This window comes from Shewanella septentrionalis (assembly GCF_025370265.1).
GTDB classification, from domain to species: Bacteria; Pseudomonadota; Gammaproteobacteria; order Enterobacterales; family Shewanellaceae; genus Shewanella; species Shewanella hafniensis.
Map to the genome: position 1 here is coordinate 1 of NZ_JAMTCC010000059.1, position 15,785 is coordinate 15,785.

Sequence of the window (15,785 nt, forward strand, 5' to 3'; positions counted from 1 at the left end):
ATGAGAGATTGTAGCCAGTGCAGTGGCAGGAAAGAGACAAACAATGGATTATCGTATTGCGTAAAATATTCACGCTAGAAAGGATCAACGGCAGAAAGTAGAAATAGTCAGTTCGTTAGGATGTTGAATTGAACAAATTGAGTGGAATAGGAACTGAATAAGTTAAAAGGGATAATACAGAGGGGATAATACAGAGGGGATAATTGAATTGGAGGTTCCCCTAGAGCCGACACCCCGGCACACGAGTCGCTTGCTGCGGTTGCTCCCTTCCGGGCCTGGCCGAGTTCACAAGTTATCATTGCGGGGGGACCCTAGGGTCACCATAACTTCGAGCATTGCTTTGAAAGATATAAACCAAAGTGCTTGCTTGAACGCCGTGGATTATCCCCCATGCCTCCTATGGGATCAAGAGCTAATCGACAAGATCTCTTAATATCCCGCCTAACTGCACAATCTATAAGCAAGTGAAGTGATTGAAATGATAAAAGCCTGCAAATGCAGACTTTTATAGACATTTCCCTGAGTTTCACTGTGTCAAACTTGGCATATTAAAAATTCAACAAGAGTGAAACTCAATACATAATGCAACTCAATCATCGCCTGAGATAATTACAACTTAATCAAATGACGATTCTGCTCAATCAACTTAGCCCCAATACCCGAGACATTGGCTAAATCATCAATTGCATTGAACTTACCATTTTGGGTTCGGTAATCGACAATCGCTTGCGCCTTAGCGGCACCAATCCCTTTTAGCACTTGTAACTGCTCGGCTGAAGCCGTATTGATGTTGACTTGAGCAGCATCCGGCATAGCTTTCTTCGCATCCGATGCCATATCGCTCGCCTCGGTTTTAGCCTGAGTCTGCATTTTAGCGGCGGCTTTAGTCGGGGTGTCTGCGGCGATTGCTGGCGTTGTTAAAAAAGCCGTTAATGCCATGGCGCTCATAATAGCGGGTATACATTTGGTGATGTTCATAACTCTTCCTCTATTCCATGAATTGCGGCCTCTCTTCCTACTTCCGTGGCCTCAAATCAAAAATAGTCCATGCTGTTATGAAATACCAAATCGGCGCCACAAATATTCACCCTAGCTAAACTTCACCTCTTAACCCGATGAACCTAAACTTAGCCATAGAAAAAGGGATGCTAAATTGCATCCCTTTTATCATTCAAATAGTTGGTGGTTTAAATTAGTGACACTCGTTAAGCTAAACGCGCTAACGCTTGATTCAAATCGGCGATAATGTCGTCACAATCTTCTAAGCCAATGGAAATTCGCAGCAGATTATCACCAATGCCAGCCGCCGCTCTCGCCTCTGGCGTATAGGGAGAGTGCGTCATCGACGCTGGATGTTGAATGAGGGATTCTGCATCGCCTAGGCTCACCGCAATAGAGAACAAGCTTAAATGCCCCACAAAGGCCATAGCCTCTTCTAAATTTGCCGCCAGTTCAAACGCGATCACCCCGCCGGCACGTTTCATCTGCTGACCAATTAATTTATGCCCTGGGTGAGAGGCAAGTCCGGGATAATACACCCGGTTAATACTGGGGTGTTCGGCCAAAAACTCGGCCACTCGCTGGGCACTATCGCAATGGCGCTGTAAACGCACATCTAAGGTTTTAAGGCCACGCAAGATCAGCCAAGCATCGTGTGGCGATATCACAGCGCCAATATCTTTTAAGATTTCATACTTCACTTTATGGAGCTGCTCTTCACTGCCACACACTATCCCGGCAATCACATCACCATGACCATTGAGATATTTAGTCGCACTGTGGATCACCAAATCGATACCAAAATCCAGCGGCCGCTGCAGTAATGGAGTCATAAAGGTATTATCGACAATACTGACCAACTGGTGGCGTTTAGCAATAGTCGCAATTGCCGCCAAATCAAACACCTGTAAATGGGGATTCACTGGGGTTTCACAGAAAATGACCTTAGTATTGGATTGAATCGCCGCTTCTATTTCTGCTACCGATGAAAAGTCCACTAGGGACACTTCAATACCAAAGCGAGCGAACTGAGTCGTCATTAGCGCATAAGTACAGCCGTATACGGCATTGGATGCCACTAAGTGATCGCCCATCTGCAAGTTAGCCAGTAATGCGGCGGATACTGCGCCCATACCAGATGCGGTTGCAGCGGCAGCCTCTGCACCTTCTAAAATCGCCATTTTACGTTCAAGCTCGGCGGTTGTCGGATTCCCTAAGCGCGTGTAAATATACCCCTGCTCATTACCCGCAAATCGCTCGCCACCTTGCTGAGCCGACTCAAACACAAAAGTCGCACTTTGATATAGCGGCGTCACTAAGGCGCCAAAGGCCTCACGCTCATGGCCGCCATGAATAACCTGTGTTGCCGCTTTCCACATCTTGCCTGACTCATCTTGCATACCTAGCTCCTTGTCATTGGCATTGAACTGCCCCCTTCTTGATTAATTGTTCGTTTGGGATGTTCAATACCTGCGTTATGGATAATCCAATAGATAAGTTAATGAAACATTAGCCCTATCGAATAAGACCTACAGAATAAGCCCTACCATAACGCGACCAAGCACTTAAGCCAGTAGCATGGCGAAAATAGCAGCGCGCAAAGTGTAATTAACTTGTTACATAGCACTTTTTAGTCGCACTTTGTCATACTCGCTACCTGCAAAAAAACATAAAAAAATGCGCTAAGGAACCAGCCCATTAACGCATCTATGTTGACGACTTTAAGCAGTCAATCATTTGATATTAAATAGCATTTACTCTCTAGACTTATCTTTAGTTGACTTAGGTACCTTGTCATCAACATCGGCGAACTGGCCTTTTAATGCGTCGCGGCCTTCCTTAGTAAACAGCTTGCCTGAAAACTGCTTCAGTTCAATTAACAATTCCTGGTGCACTTTAGACAATTTGGGCCTTTGCTCCTCCCTAAACACAATCGGCCGACACAGTGCCATGGCTTGATATCCAAGGCGCGCAGTTAACATACCGCCGCCTAAGCCTTGAGCCAAGCGAGCTGACAATTTACCTGTCATTTCAACTGATAACAGCTGTGTCCCTAAATCGGTAACTAATTCACTGGTGCCTGCATAAATAATATTGATGATGATACTGCGGATAAGTTTAATCCGGCTCCAATAACCTAACTCTATGCCATAACAGCGAGCCACATCGCGCAGCATACGTTGATTACGCCATAGGATGATCGCCATATCGAGCACGGCTAACGGGCTGGCTGCCAGTAGCACCGCCGACTCTGCCGCATAGCGTCGCACCACTTTTTTGGCCAGTTCATCCCGCTCCGTCAACACTAAGTCCTCGAATAACAAGACTTTCTCGGCATCGTTATGCTCATCTTTTAATGAACGGCGAAGTTGCTGCAAACCTTGGCTGTCGCCATAGTGGCACACTATGTTATCGATAAAGCTGTCTGCTTCACCCATTTGCATGCTCTGCGCCAGCCTAGCACCCGTTTCTTGGGTATCGGCGACCTGTTTAAGCCGCTTCAGTTTGCGGTACTCACTGACCACCCCTGCCAATGCCCACGCACTGACGACCCCAAGCACCGCACCATAAAAACTGAACAACCAAGGGCTCTCAAGCCAAGCATCCCTCAGTCCTAATCCCGTTTGAACCACCACGAGCAGCAATAAACTCACTGCCGCCATACGAGCATGCCAAGACCAACGGCGTGATTTTACAAGTTGAGGCGATACCGATTTGGTATCGTTCATTTCTAGATGGGCAGACAGTGTCGCATCCATTAACGCCTCAACATCAGCTTCAATGTCTTGCACAGGCGCAAGCTGATCAAAGGCTTTCGCCCCTTTGAGGTCCTCTTTACTGGGTTTAAGCGCCACGACTTGTGGGTCAAACAGCTGCTGCTTTTTCAGCGGCTTTTGTTTAATGGCCTGTTGTTTAGCAGCCTGTTGTTCAATGGATTGTTCAACTGATTGCTCAACCGAGCCTTCAAATGAGTTAGCAGAAGAATTGGAGGCCTGCTCATTTGGGTTATCCGATAGCTTTAGCGTCATTCCAACTTATCTCCCAGTAAGTACTGCAACAGATGATCGAGACGAATATGGTCAAAGTGCACTTGAGAGGGGTCAACATTCACATTGTTCGGCGGCGCAAAGCCGATAAAGTTAAACCCTTGATCACGCCAAAAATCGGGGTCAGGTAAGCGAGTGGGCACTTCGCCTGGAAACAAGGTCAGGGCTTTGCCATTGAGTCCCGTCCCCTGAACGACTTCGACCTCGCCCTCTTGGGTCGTCACCATGCCGTGGCGAGTCGCCTTGATGGCGCTAATCGCCATCGTCTCCACTTTGCAACCATCGAAACTGGCAAAATGCTGGCTGTGTTTCAACATATCGGTCAGCAGGGACAAAACATGGCTCTGCTGATCGCGGGTCACATGGTCAACCTTGCTCGCGGCAAACAATAAACGGTCGATGCGGGGAGCAAATAAACGCCGTAAATAGCTCGATTGGCCAAACTGAAAACTTTCCATAATGGCATTGAGTGCCGCCCCCATATCCTCAAATTGCTTTTTACCGCGATTCAACGCACTAAAACAGTCAACGAGCACTAACTGCCTGTCAAAACCGGCAAAGTGATTTTTATAGAAAGGCTTAACCACTTTAGCCACGTATTCTTGATAGCGTTTTTCCAATACATGGAATCCACTGTGTTTATCGCTTTGCGAAAGCGCCGCGAACTTTTCATCATTAACTAATAACAGGGGGAAAAAAGCCAATAAAGGAGCGCCCTGCCATTCACCCGGTAATAACATGCGTCCAGGCTGCGCTTGGTAATAACCTTGTACGTGCACTAAGTCATTGAGTAATAGCTGATACTGATCGGCAATCAATTTTAATTGCTGCTCATCGGCGCTGGCGGCTAAATCCAATGACATCAAAGATTGTTCAAACTCAGCATACAGGGGTGAGCTTTTAAGATGCTCGATGCGAACTTGTTGCGCACGACACCAAGTAACAAAGTCTTGGCGCAGCATAGGTAAATCGAGTAACCATTCGCCGGGATAATCGACTATGTCCAAATACAGTGTGGCGGTATCAGAAAACTTGGCCAATAAGCCCTTTTGCGGTCGGTATTTAATCGCCAAACGTAGCTCTGAAATCGTGCGGGTGGAGGCTGGCCAAGTCGCGGGTTCGGAAGTGAGCGCTAACATGGCACCTTGATAATCAAAACTGGCGATTTCCAGATCTGGCTGCATGGCACGCTTAACCCCGAGCAAACGCTGCTCACGGCTCACCTGCCACAATGGCAAAGCGCTGTTGTTGCGGGTGTGGGATGAGGTTGAGACAGAGCCAGAATTGAGTAACTGATTGACTAACCCTGTGATAAATGCGGTTTTTCCCGCACCAGAAAGCCCAGTCACGGCCAAACGTAAATGCCGGTCCGCGGTGCGATGTAACAGGGATTGGCCCTTTTGGGTTATTTTATGGAGCGAGGCATCAAGCATTCCCATAGAGACTTCCCTTATGTCGAATGATGTTAACTTATGTTAAGTGATCTTGACTATACACTGGAATGGACAAGAGATTAAGCAACAAGGGCGGACATGGCCGCCCTTTAGAAGGGTTACAAACTATTGATTTGTCTTTTTAAATCAAAGTTGTCAGAGGTGACGTGACGTTCTAAATTTTGTAGCCTGACTTCCAGACTTCGAAATTGACGACTCACGTCACTCAGCGCTTGCTTTGCGGGTTCTCCCGACTGCCACGGCTTCTTCTTCACCTCGATATCGTCCCTATCGTACGACTTCTGTGGCTTGATGTCTAAAATCACCCACAAAGCGACATAGATGATAAACACAACACCTGAGCCGCCGAGTAAGAAGATAGACACCGCCAGTACTCGCACTAACCAAGTTTCAATCGCAAAGTACTCGGCAATCCCTGCACATACACCCGCTATTTTGCCTGACTGGGGAATGCGGTACAAAGTACGGCCATTAGATCCTCTCATGTTTCCCCCTCCATTCGGGCGATTCTGTATCCAGAATGGCCTCTAAGGTCTCGATACGCGCCGCCATTTTATCGGCCTTGGATATCAAGTCATTGAGTTGTGAAAACTCTTCCTCAGTGAGTCCCTGGCTCACTTGTCGCTTACTGCGATAATGAAGAACTAACCATATTGGCGCGACTATCACCATGAAAATAATAATCGGCGCCATTAGCACGTCCATATCCATAACTCACCTCTGAATTGTTATTCTTTTGACTTAGTTGGCGCTTTACCTTTTACCTTGGCTTTTAGCGCTGCCAGTTCTGCATTCACAGAATCTTCCGCTTCTAGCGCCGCAAACTCATCGGCTAAGGTCTTTTTGCTGCCAAGATCGTAAGATTCAACTTGGGCTTCTAAGCCTTCGACACGGCGCTCATATTGCTCAAACTTGAGCATAGCGTTGTCGATCTTGCTTGAATCTAACTGCTTTTTCACTTCTAAGCGTGATGACGCTGTTTGAGTGCGCAAAATAATGGTCTTTTGACGCGCTTTTGCATCGAGCAGCTTTTCTTGCAACATACCCACTTCATCTTTCAAACGTGCGATATGTTCATCGATAACAGCTAACTCTTGATTCAGCGTGTCTGCTAAACCGGTCGCTTTTTGTTTTTCAACTAAAGCGGCTTTCGCTAAGTCTTCACGGTCTTTGGACAGTGCCAGTTCAGCCTTATCTTGCCAATCTTGCACTTGCTCTAACACGCGGTTGATACGACGTTGCAGCTCTTTCTTTTCAGCTAACACTTTAGCTGAGGTAGAACGCACTTCAACGAGTGTGTCTTCCATTTCTTGGATAATCAGTCGAACCATTTTTTCTGGGTCTTCGGCTTTATCCAGCAATGCGCTGATATTAGAGTTAATGATATCGGCGAAACGAGAGAAAATTCCCATAATCCTATCCTCAAATTGATGTTGGTCTCGTATAAGGTAATACACTAACCGTGCCAACTTTTACTTTTTATTTAAATACAGCAGCTTAAACAAAATTTTAACTTTTACTTCCTTTTACACTTGAAGCCACTTATTATCATTTTCACCAAATTTTAGCGCGAAAGACTAAAAAATATCGTGGATAATAAATTTCAGCAAGACAACCTTATCGGTCAATCCAACGCCCTACTCGAAGTGTTAGAACATGTGTCGCAAATTGCACCGCTGTCTAAACCCGTACTGATTATTGGTGAACGTGGTACAGGTAAAGAGCTTATTGCCGAACGCTTACATTATCTGTCTAAGCGCTGGGATCAAAGTTTTATTAAGCTAAACTGTTCATCTTTGAGTGAAAATTTACTCGAGAGCGAATTATTTGGCCATGAGTCAGGTGCCTTTACTGGCGCCAAAGGCAAACACGAAGGTCGCTTTGAGCGCGCCGACGGCGGCACCTTATTCCTCGACGAATTAGCCAATACCTCAGGACTTATCCAAGAAAAACTCCTGCGTGTCATTGAATATGGCGAATTTGAACGAGTCGGCGGCAGTAAAACCGTGCAAAGTGATGTTCGTTTAATCTGCGCCGCCAACGAAGATCTGCCCTCACTTGCTGACGCAGGCGAATTTCGTGCCGACTTGCTCGATAGACTCGCCTTCGATGTAATTACTCTGCCGCCACTGCGTTGCCGCCCAGAAGACATAATGACACTGGCGGCATACTTCGCCGTTGGCATGGCGCGCCAATTAAAGCTGCAACTGTTCAGCGGTTTTAGTGCCCATGCGGTCGAGCAATTAATGACCCACGACTGGCCAGGTAATATCCGAGAACTTAAAAACGTGGTCGAGCGCAGCGTTTACCGTAATGGTGGTGAAAATCGGCCCATCGACCATATCACCCTCGATCCCTTTGCTTCACCCTATCGACCTAAAACTCGGATCAAGACCCGCGAACGCCAAATCACCTCAGTCGCGCCTACAACCGTTGCCAGTACGCCGCAATCTGCACCGATACTTGAGGCTGAAGTACCCGCCAATACTGAGTCTTCAGTGAATAGCTTTAATTTTCCGCTGGATTTTAAAGAGCAAACAGAGAAGTTTGAGATGGATCTAATCCAGCAGGCGCTCTCAAGCAGCCAATACAACCAAAAGAAAACCGCCGACATGCTCGGATTAAGCTACCACCAACTGCGTGGCATCCTTAAAAAATACAATTTACTTGATAAAGCATAAGCAGATTGCCCATGGGGGAGATGCACTGCTAAAATAGCCGTTCATAGTCGATAAAATAATGATTTATAAATGAGTGTGCTAATTAGACGCCTGTGCCTAACAACTGCAGTTTCTTGCATGAGTTGGTTGTTGGTCGCGTGTGGCCCCCAACGACTCCCTTCCGGTTTGGTGTATTGCTCCGAAGGGAATCCTGAGTCTTTTAATCCACAATTGGTGACATCTGGCACAACAATCGATGCCACCTCGCACCAAATTTATAGTCGCTTAGTGGATTATGATACCCAGTCTGGCAAGCTTGTCCCTGCCTTGGCGACGAGTTGGGCCATGTCTGATGATGGCTTAAGCTATCGCTTCACCCTCAGGGAAAACGTGCAGTTCCAGCATTCGAAGCGGTTTACCCCAACACGCCCCTTTAATGCCGACGATGTGTTGTTCTCCTTTAAGCGTATTATCGATACCCAGCATCCTTATCATTTTGTCTCCCGCACGGGTTATCCCTTCTTCCAAAGTATTGGCTTTTCTGAGCAGGTCAAAGGGATAGAAAAGATAAACGATCATGAAGTGGTCTTTTATTTGACCCGCAAAGACGCGTCTTTTCTGTCGAATTTAGCCACCGACTTTGCGGTGATCTTATCCGATGAGTATGCGCAGCAGCAGTTAGCATTGGGTCATCCTGAAAACGTCGACCACTTTGCCATAGGTACAGGGCCGTTCACTTTAGTGCAGTACGCGAAAAACGAATATATTCGCTATCGCCGTCATCCTGACTTTTGGGGCGAACACGCAAAAATTGATATGCTGGTATTTGATATCACGACCAAAAGTACCGTCAGACTCGCGAAACTGATCGCAGGCGATTGCAGTGTGTCTGCGCTGCCCAAAGCGGGTGAGCTACCGGTCATCAAGCAACATGAAGAATTAAATATTGAGTCACAACCTGGACTCAACGTCGCATTTTGGGCCTTTAACACCCAGAAACCACCACTAGATGATGTCCGTGTTCGCCGCGCCCTCGCCTATGCGGTCGATAAACAAAATATCCTGCGGGCGGTTTATCAAAATACTGCCATTGAAGCCACGGGGGTTCTACCGCCAGCATCTTGGGCCTATGCCAATAACAAAGGGCTTGTGGATTACAATCCGCAAAAAGCGCGCGACCTGTTAAAAGAAGCAGGCATTAAAAATCTCAGTATTGATATTTGGGCCATGCCAGTCGCCCGCGCCTATAATCCCAATGCGTTAAAAACGGCCGAATTAATTCAATCAGATCTGGCCAACGTAGGCGTAAAAGTGAACATCGTCAGTTACGACTGGAGCGTGTTTAGTCAGCGGCTCAGCCGCGACGACTATGATTCTGTGCTGATTGGCTGGAATGCCGATAACAGCGATCCCGATAACTTCTTTACTCCACTGCTAAGCTGCGCTGCGATGCAGTCGAACAACAATCGTTCGCGCTGGTGTAACCCTGAGTTTGATGCCATCTTAGATAGTGCAAGGGAAGTGTCAGATCAGGGCGAACGTAAAGTGATTTATCAGCAAGCAGAAGCCTTTTTGGCCGAACAAGTACCTATGTTGAGCCTAGCCCATGCCAAACGTGTGGCGTTAACTCGTAGTGATATCAAGGATATGCAACTCACGCCTTTTGGCGGTATTTCCTTCGCCCACACTAGCCAAGCACAAGAGGAGGCGAATTAATGTTTAAATACCTACTGCGCCGCCTCAATTTGTTTCTGGCCACTTCGTTAGTCATGGTAGGTGTCTTATTTTACGCCACCGGCTTGTTTCCGGTGGACCGCACCCACGCACTCACTGGCATACATACACCGACGGCGAGTCAACTGGTTCAAATCGAGCAAGACTACAAATTAGATAAAAACCAAGCGTGGCAATTTATCGCTTACCTGCAACAAAGGCTTAGCGGTAATTTAGGTATTTCAGTCACCTCACATCAAGAAGTGGCAGAAGAACTCAGTGCCGTTCTGCCCGCCTCTTTTGAACTCGCTGTAATGGCAGCCATTATTGCAATTTGCTTTGGCGTTCCCTTAGGTGTGCTTGCCTCCCAGAGCCAACATAAACTCACCCAGAATACCATTATGGCGATCACGCTGACTGGCTACTCTGTGCCCGTATTCTGGTTAGGCCTGTATCTTTCACTCTGGTTTGGTGTCGATCTCGGTTGGTTACCGATTTCCGGACAAATCAATTTGTTATATGAAATCAAACCCGTCACTGGCTTTATGCTAGTAGATACCCTGTTATCAGAGTCTGAATACGGCATGTCGGCATTTAAAGATGCGCTGCTGCACATCATTTTGCCTGCCACGACACTCGCCGTGTTACCTTTTACTGTGGTGGTTCGCAGCACTCGTTCGGCGATGATGAATGTAATGAATCAAACTTTTATTCGCGCCGCCGAAGCCAGAGGCATGCATACAAGTACAATTATACTGCGCCATGCACTACCCAATGCCTTGATCCCTGTGCTTAAACATTTAGGGCTCATGCTTGGCTCATTTGCCAGTTATGCCATAGTGGTCGAAATGATTTTCTCATGGCCTGGCGTGGGTTCTTGGCTGGTTTCAGGGATTTACCAACGGGACTACACTGTCATCCAAGGTGGTATTCTGGCCGTAGCCCTATTGATTATCTTCCTAAGTATCTTGATTGAAGTGCTGCACACAGTCTTTAATCCACTGAGCAGAAAAGACCTTTATGCCACCAGTTAAAATTTATCAAGAAGATCAAATTGCCTCCCCGACTATGCGGGTTTGGATTAACTTTTCGGCTAATCCTTTCGCCTTAGCGGGTCTATGGACGATTGCATTTCTGCTCTTGCTAACCCTGTTTGGCCCTATGATTGCGCCCTTTCCGCCAGAGGCACAAGATCCAAGAGCCTTGCTATTGCCACCCTCTTGGGACCCTTCAGGGACAGTGGCGCACTTTTTAGGGACTGACGATCTCGGCCGCGATATTTTCAGCCGATTATTACACGGCGCGCACTTGACCTTTGGCATGGCGCTGCTGATCGTAGTTACCGCTTTATTCACAGGCTTTATCATAGGGTCGTTGTCGGGCATGATGCGGGGCTTAAAATCCAGTATTCTCGGGCACTTACTCGACGCGCTGTTATCAATTCCCTCATTATTGATGGCCATTTTAGTGGTCGCTGTAATGGGACCAGGGCTTGAAAACGTGTTCTGGGCCGTCGGGATTGCCTTAACCCCACAATTTGTGCGCTCCATACACCAGTCAGTGCATGAAGAATTACAAAAAGAATATGTCACAGCCGCACGTTTAGACGGCGCGAACTCGATGCAAATTTTTTGGTATGTCATTATGCCAAACGTGTGGGAAGTGGTGATTATTCAAACCACACTTGCCATTTCAGCTGCTATTTTAGATATCGCTGCCCTGGGTTTTTTAAGCTTGGGCGCACAGGCCCCGAGTCCAGAATGGGGCGCTATGGTCGCCCAAGGGATGGATAATTTACTAACTGCGCCTTGGGCCGTAACTATCCCAGGCTTAGCGATTCTTTTCAGTGTGCTTTCCATTAACTTGGTTGGCGATGGCCTACGGTCGGCGCTTGCGCCCATCAGAAACTAACTTATGCCCTTACTCGACGTACGAAATCTAACGATTGAACTCGATACGCCCCACGGTAGAGTGCGGGCGCTAGAAAAAGTCAGCTTAACGCTCAATGCGGGCGAAATTCATGGGCTAGTCGGTGAATCTGGCTCAGGACGAAGTTTGTTAGCCAGAGCGATTTTAGGCATCCCCGGACCCAACTGGACTATTACTGCAGACCGCATGATGTGGGATGGCAATAACTTGATGGCCATGAGCTCAAAAGAGCGCCGTAATCTGATGGGGTCAGACATGGCGATGATCTTCCAAGATCCGTCTGGCAGCTTAGATCCAGCACAAACCGTCGGCAGTCAGTTGATGCAAGCTATGCCTAAGAATCCCAACGCCTATTTTTGGCAACGGCGTCGACATGCACGGCTGACGGCACAAAAGTGGCTACATAAAGTCGGGATCAAGAATCCGCGGCAGGTAATGTCTAGCTACGCCTGGGAATTATCCGAAGGCGAATGCCAAAAGGTGATGATTGCGATGGCGGTTGCTAATCAGCCTCGCCTCTTGATTGCCGATGAACCCACAAGCTCAATGGAACTCAGCACTCAAGCGCAAATATTCAGATTATTATCTCAATTAAATCAATTACAAAACGTATCGATTCTATTGATCAGCCACGAGCTTGAAACCTTAGCCCAATGGTGCGATCACTTATCCGTGCTCTATTGCGGTCAGGTTATGGAATCGGGGCCGACAGACGAAGTGATTAAGCAGCCTTATCATCCTTACACTAAGGCGCTGCTTGACAACATGCCCGACTATTCAGGCTCAGGTGGCCACAAGGCGATTATGCCTACCCTTCCAGGGTCTGCGCCCGCCTTACAGCATTTGCCAATCGGTTGTCGCTTAGGGCCTCGTTGCCCTGAAGCCCAAAAAAAATGCGTTAATCAGCCAAATTTAAGTCATATTAAAGACCGCTATTTTGCCTGTCATTTCCCTTATCACGGCGAAACCCACAATGACGACCCCACTGCTTAAAGTTAACGATCTTTATAAAAGATACGATACCGGTTATAGGGGCTTTTCCCGCCAATATAACGATGCCTTAGCGCCCGTATCCTTCGAGCTCCAACGCGGCGAAACCTTAGCCATAGTGGGTGAAGCAGGTTCGGGTAAGAGCACCTTAGCCCGCATTTTAGTCGGTGCAGAGCCCCGCAGCGGTGGCGAGATTTTTTTCGAAGGTGAAGCCTTAGACAGCCGCGATATTAAGCAAAGATGCCGCTTGATTCGAATGATTTTCCAAGATCCGAATACCTCACTAAACCCGCGTTTGACAATTGGCCAGTTGCTCGATGAGCCGCTGCGTTTTAATACCAAAATGTCGGCGCAATCGCGGCACACCCAAGTGGTCGACACATTACGCAAAGTGGGCTTATTACCTGAGCATGCTGAGTTTTATCCGCACATGATTTCCGAAGGCCAGAAACAGCGCGTTGCGGTAGCGCGAGCCTTAATGCTCAATCCTAAAATTATTATTGCCGACGAAGCCTTGACCGCGCTTGACCTTTCAGTACGCTCACAAATTCTTAATTTGCTGCTGAAACTGCAAAAAGACCTCGGCTTGTCATATATCTTCGTATCCCATAATCTCAATATTATTCGCCATGTTAGCGATAAAATTATGGTGCTGCACAAAGGTGTAATGGTCGAGAAAGCGCCTACAGAACAGATATTTAACTCGCCACAACATGAATATACCCAGAGGTTGATCCAAGAGCAAAGTCTGTTTGTCCATAAACGTTAAACTGCTCCAACCACTTAAATAATCAGGTGAATTGGCTAAAAATAGGTGCCATTTACCCGCCGAAATATTTATCCTATTGGTCATTTTGATAGAAGAAGCTTAAACATGATTATCAAACCAAAAATTCGTGGATTCATTTGTACCACTACACACCCAGTCGGTTGTGAAGCAAACGTTCAAGAACAAATCACGCTAACCAAAGCTAAAGGTAAAATTGCTAACGGCCCGAAAAAGGTATTAGTGGTTGGTTCATCAAGCGGTTACGGTCTGTCTTCACGTATCGCCGCCGCTTTCGGTAGCGATGCCGCAACGATTGGCGTGTTCTTCGAAAAGCCAGGTACTGAAACGAAACCAGGTACTGCGGGTTGGTACAACTCTGCCGCTTTCGACAAATTTGCTAAAGCTGAAGGCTTATATTCTAAGAGCATTAACTGCGATGCCTTTAGCCATGAAGCAAAACAAAAAGTGATCGAACTTATTAAGCAAGATCTCGGTGAAATCGACATGGTCGTTTACTCACTGGCATCACCTGTGCGCAAACTGCCAGATTCTGGTGAACTTATTCGTTCTGCGCTAAAACCCATCGGTGAAACTTACACTGCGACTGCGGTTGATACCAATAAAGACTGCATCATTGAAGCCACCGTTGAGCCTGCAACTGAGCAAGAAATTGCCGATACAGTAACAGTGATGGGCGGTGAAGATTGGGAACTGTGGATCAAAGCCCTGTCTGAAGCCGGTGTATTAGCGGATAACTGCAAAACCGTAGCCTATAGCTATATCGGTACTGAACTGACGTGGCCAATCTACTGGCACGGCGCCCTTGGCAAGGCCAAGATGGATTTAGACCGCGCAGCAAAAGCCTTAAATGAGCAATTGTCAGCCACTGGCGGCAGCGCTAACGTTGCGGTACTGAAGAGCGTTGTAACTCAAGCGAGTTCGGCTATTCCAGTCATGCCTTTGTATATCGCTATGGTATTCAAGAAAATGCGTCAGGAAGGTCTCCATGAAGGTTGTATGGAGCAAATCTACCGCATGTTCAGCGAGCGTCTATTCCGCGCCGATGGTGCTAAGCCAGAAACTGACAGCGACAACCGCATTCGTTTAGACGATTGGGAACTGCGTGAAGATATTCAGCAACACTGCCGTAATTTGTGGCCACAAGTGACCACAGAAAACTTGTCAGAATTAACGGATTACCGTGAATACAAAGCTGAATTTATTAAGTTATTCGGCTTTGGTATCGAAGGTATTGATTACGATGCCGACGTTAACCCATACGTTGAATTTGACGTTATCGAGCTCTAATTCTGCGATAGCTAATCACTGCTTATCACAACGTTAAACGCCACTTTTTAGTGGCGTTTTTATTTACAACCCCAAACTAAGATGCGCTACACTAGTTTCCACCAATCACCCCCTCAATAAGGAAAGACGATGAAAATTAGCGCAAGAAATACGCTCAGCGGCACGATCAAATCCATAGAAATGGGCGCGGTAAACAATGAAGTGACGATCGAACTTGCACCAGGTGTCGTATTGACCTCTGTGGTGACTAAAGCGTCCTGTGAGCGCCTAGGGCTTAAAGTGGGGGATTCGGCTTATGCACTCATCAAAGCCAGCAGCGTGATGATAGGCGTTGATGACTAGCCGCCTGTAACGTCTCGCTTTATGTGATGGAAGAGTAAATCTGACGGGGCTGCTGTGGCAGATCACCTTCAAACTCATCGACATACTTCAGCGCATTGAAAAACAAAAAGGCCAAGTGGAATCACTTGGCCTTTTTAATCGAAGTGTCCCGTCCTGAAATACGTTGACATAAAGAGGACTTCTTTATGACAACATCAATTAACTCAAGCCGTAAGCGCACACAACGAGATTACACCTTAGCCTTTAAATTAGGCGTTGTAGAGCGTGTTGAAAAAGGCGAAATGACGTACAAACAAGCCCAAGCCCGTTTTGGCATTCAAGGCCGTTCAACGGTACTCGTTTGGCTTAGAAAACATGGTAGACTCGATTGGTCGAAACCTTTTCAGCATCCCTTTATGCCTAAGTCAAAAGAAACCCCTGCCGAAACGATCAAGCGCCTTGAACGTGAGTTAGCAGAAGAGAAACTGCGTAACAAAATCCTCAATGGCATGGTTGATATCATGGACAATGAATATGGAGCTGGCCTCAGAAAAAAGTACTTATCCGGTACGTCTGGCAAGCAAAAGCTAAAAGC

The 15,785-nt window shown here is 47.0% G+C and carries 15 protein-coding genes, 1 other RNA gene and 1 pseudogene; 9 read left to right on the forward strand and 8 right to left on the reverse strand.

The window, feature by feature from the left end; all coding sequences use genetic code 11:
• Positions 1-217 precede the first annotated feature (217 nt).
• The 8 genes from ffs to pspA all read right to left on the reverse strand — a co-directional run bounded on the left by ffs (position 218) and on the right by pspA (position 6,912).
• An RNA gene (gene ffs / locus NE536_RS21155) (signal recognition particle sRNA small type) lies at positions 218-315 on the reverse strand.
• Positions 316-609: 294 nt separating this feature from the next.
• On the reverse strand, positions 610-978 hold the full coding sequence (locus NE536_RS21160) for a ComEA family DNA-binding protein (RefSeq protein WP_261273941.1): 369 nt from the start codon (positions 976-978) through the stop codon (positions 610-612).
• A gap of 227 nt (positions 979-1,205) precedes the next feature.
• Positions 1,206-2,399, reverse strand: coding sequence for a methionine gamma-lyase (gene megL, locus NE536_RS21165; protein WP_261273942.1), 1,194 nt, complete (start codon positions 2,397-2,399; stop codon positions 1,206-1,208).
• A gap of 354 nt (positions 2,400-2,753) precedes the next feature.
• Positions 2,754-4,028, reverse strand: a complete 1,275-nt coding sequence (locus NE536_RS21170) for a YcjF family protein (RefSeq protein ID WP_261273943.1) — start codon at positions 4,026-4,028, stop codon at positions 2,754-2,756.
• Positions 4,025-5,485, reverse strand: coding sequence for a YcjX family GTP-binding protein (locus NE536_RS21175; protein ID WP_261273944.1), 1,461 nt, complete (start codon positions 5,483-5,485; stop codon positions 4,025-4,027). Before NE536_RS21175 ends, NE536_RS21170 begins: the two co-directional genes overlap by 4 nt.
• A 113-nt stretch (positions 5,486-5,598) precedes the next feature.
• Positions 5,599-5,985, reverse strand: a complete 387-nt coding sequence (gene pspC / locus NE536_RS21180; protein ID WP_063883141.1) for an envelope stress response membrane protein PspC — start codon at positions 5,983-5,985, stop codon at positions 5,599-5,601.
• The gene (gene pspB / locus NE536_RS21185; RefSeq protein WP_006081138.1) at positions 5,972-6,211 is read right to left on the reverse strand and encodes an envelope stress response membrane protein PspB; all 240 of its coding nucleotides are present in this window, start codon (positions 6,209-6,211) and stop codon (positions 5,972-5,974) included. The genes pspC and pspB overlap by 14 nt, the downstream gene beginning before the upstream one ends.
• A 17-nt stretch (positions 6,212-6,228) precedes the next feature.
• Positions 6,229-6,912, reverse strand: coding sequence for a phage shock protein PspA (gene pspA / locus NE536_RS21190; protein ID WP_006081137.1), 684 nt, complete (start codon positions 6,910-6,912; stop codon positions 6,229-6,231).
• A gap of 177 nt (positions 6,913-7,089) precedes the next feature.
• Here pspA and pspF point away from each other — a divergent pair, with 177 nt between their 5' ends.
• From pspF to NE536_RS21235, 9 genes and pseudogenes are all read left to right on the forward strand, one after another.
• Positions 7,090-8,181: a phage shock protein operon transcriptional activator gene (pspF, locus tag NE536_RS21195; protein ID WP_261273945.1), complete on the forward strand. Its 1,092-nt coding sequence runs from the start codon at positions 7,090-7,092 to the stop codon at positions 8,179-8,181.
• 69 nt (positions 8,182-8,250) lie between these two features.
• On the forward strand, positions 8,251-9,876 hold the full coding sequence (gene sapA, locus NE536_RS21200; RefSeq protein WP_261273946.1) for an ABC transporter substrate-binding protein SapA: 1,626 nt from the start codon (positions 8,251-8,253) through the stop codon (positions 9,874-9,876).
• Positions 9,876-10,907: an ABC transporter permease gene (locus NE536_RS21205; protein WP_106650148.1), complete on the forward strand. Its 1,032-nt coding sequence runs from the start codon at positions 9,876-9,878 to the stop codon at positions 10,905-10,907. Before sapA ends, NE536_RS21205 begins: the two co-directional genes overlap by 1 nt.
• Positions 10,894-11,784 (forward strand): ABC transporter permease subunit, encoded by an 891-nt coding sequence (locus tag NE536_RS21210; RefSeq protein ID WP_105252931.1) that lies wholly within the window; start codon positions 10,894-10,896, stop codon positions 11,782-11,784. Before NE536_RS21205 ends, NE536_RS21210 begins: the two co-directional genes overlap by 14 nt.
• Before the next feature lie 3 nt (positions 11,785-11,787).
• On the forward strand, positions 11,788-12,795 hold the full coding sequence (locus NE536_RS21215; RefSeq protein ID WP_063883145.1) for a peptide ABC transporter ATP-binding protein: 1,008 nt from the start codon (positions 11,788-11,790) through the stop codon (positions 12,793-12,795).
• Positions 12,776-13,561, forward strand: a complete 786-nt coding sequence (locus NE536_RS21220) for a peptide ABC transporter ATP-binding protein (protein WP_006085370.1) — start codon at positions 12,776-12,778, stop codon at positions 13,559-13,561. Before NE536_RS21215 ends, NE536_RS21220 begins: the two co-directional genes overlap by 20 nt.
• Positions 13,562-13,666: 105 nt before the next feature.
• A complete protein-coding gene (fabV, locus tag NE536_RS21225) occupies positions 13,667-14,869 on the forward strand; it encodes an enoyl-ACP reductase FabV (protein ID WP_011846466.1) in 1,203 nt (400 codons plus the stop codon).
• A gap of 129 nt (positions 14,870-14,998) precedes the next feature.
• Entirely contained in the window at positions 14,999-15,211 is a 213-nt protein-coding gene (locus tag NE536_RS21230; RefSeq protein WP_006085368.1) for a TOBE domain-containing protein, read from the forward strand.
• A gap of 185 nt (positions 15,212-15,396) precedes the next feature.
• Positions 15,397-15,785, forward strand: a pseudogene (locus NE536_RS21235) (IS3 family transposase); the annotation flags it as partial.

Excerpts from the sequence above, each read along its gene's own strand:
- NE536_RS21170 (WP_261273943.1), bottom strand. The coding sequence starts at position 4,028 with ATGACGCTAAAGCTATCGGATAACCCAAATGAGCAGGCCTCCAATTCT.
- NE536_RS21175 (WP_261273944.1), bottom strand. The coding sequence starts at position 5,485 with ATGGGAATGCTTGATGCCTCGCTCCATAAAATAACCCAAAAGGGCCAA.
- NE536_RS21210 (WP_105252931.1), top strand. The coding sequence starts at position 10,894 with ATGCCACCAGTTAAAATTTATCAAGAAGATCAAATTGCCTCCCCGACT.
- sapA (WP_261273946.1), top strand. The coding sequence starts at position 8,251 with ATGAGTGTGCTAATTAGACGCCTGTGCCTAACAACTGCAGTTTCTTGC.
- NE536_RS21160 (WP_261273941.1), bottom strand. The coding sequence starts at position 978 with ATGAACATCACCAAATGTATACCCGCTATTATGAGCGCCATGGCATTA.
- pspB (WP_006081138.1), bottom strand. The coding sequence starts at position 6,211 with ATGGATATGGACGTGCTAATGGCGCCGATTATTATTTTCATGGTGATA.
- pspA (WP_006081137.1), bottom strand. The coding sequence starts at position 6,912 with ATGGGAATTTTCTCTCGTTTCGCCGATATCATTAACTCTAATATCAGC.
- NE536_RS21215 (WP_063883145.1), top strand. The coding sequence starts at position 11,788 with ATGCCCTTACTCGACGTACGAAATCTAACGATTGAACTCGATACGCCC.
- fabV (WP_011846466.1), top strand. The coding sequence starts at position 13,667 with ATGATTATCAAACCAAAAATTCGTGGATTCATTTGTACCACTACACAC.
- pspC (WP_063883141.1), bottom strand. The coding sequence starts at position 5,985 with ATGAGAGGATCTAATGGCCGTACTTTGTACCGCATTCCCCAGTCAGGC.
- NE536_RS21230 (WP_006085368.1), top strand. The coding sequence starts at position 14,999 with ATGAAAATTAGCGCAAGAAATACGCTCAGCGGCACGATCAAATCCATA.
- NE536_RS21205 (WP_106650148.1), top strand. The coding sequence starts at position 9,876 with ATGTTTAAATACCTACTGCGCCGCCTCAATTTGTTTCTGGCCACTTCG.
- NE536_RS21220 (WP_006085370.1), top strand. The coding sequence starts at position 12,776 with ATGACGACCCCACTGCTTAAAGTTAACGATCTTTATAAAAGATACGAT.
- megL (WP_261273942.1), bottom strand. The coding sequence starts at position 2,399 with ATGCAAGATGAGTCAGGCAAGATGTGGAAAGCGGCAACACAGGTTATT.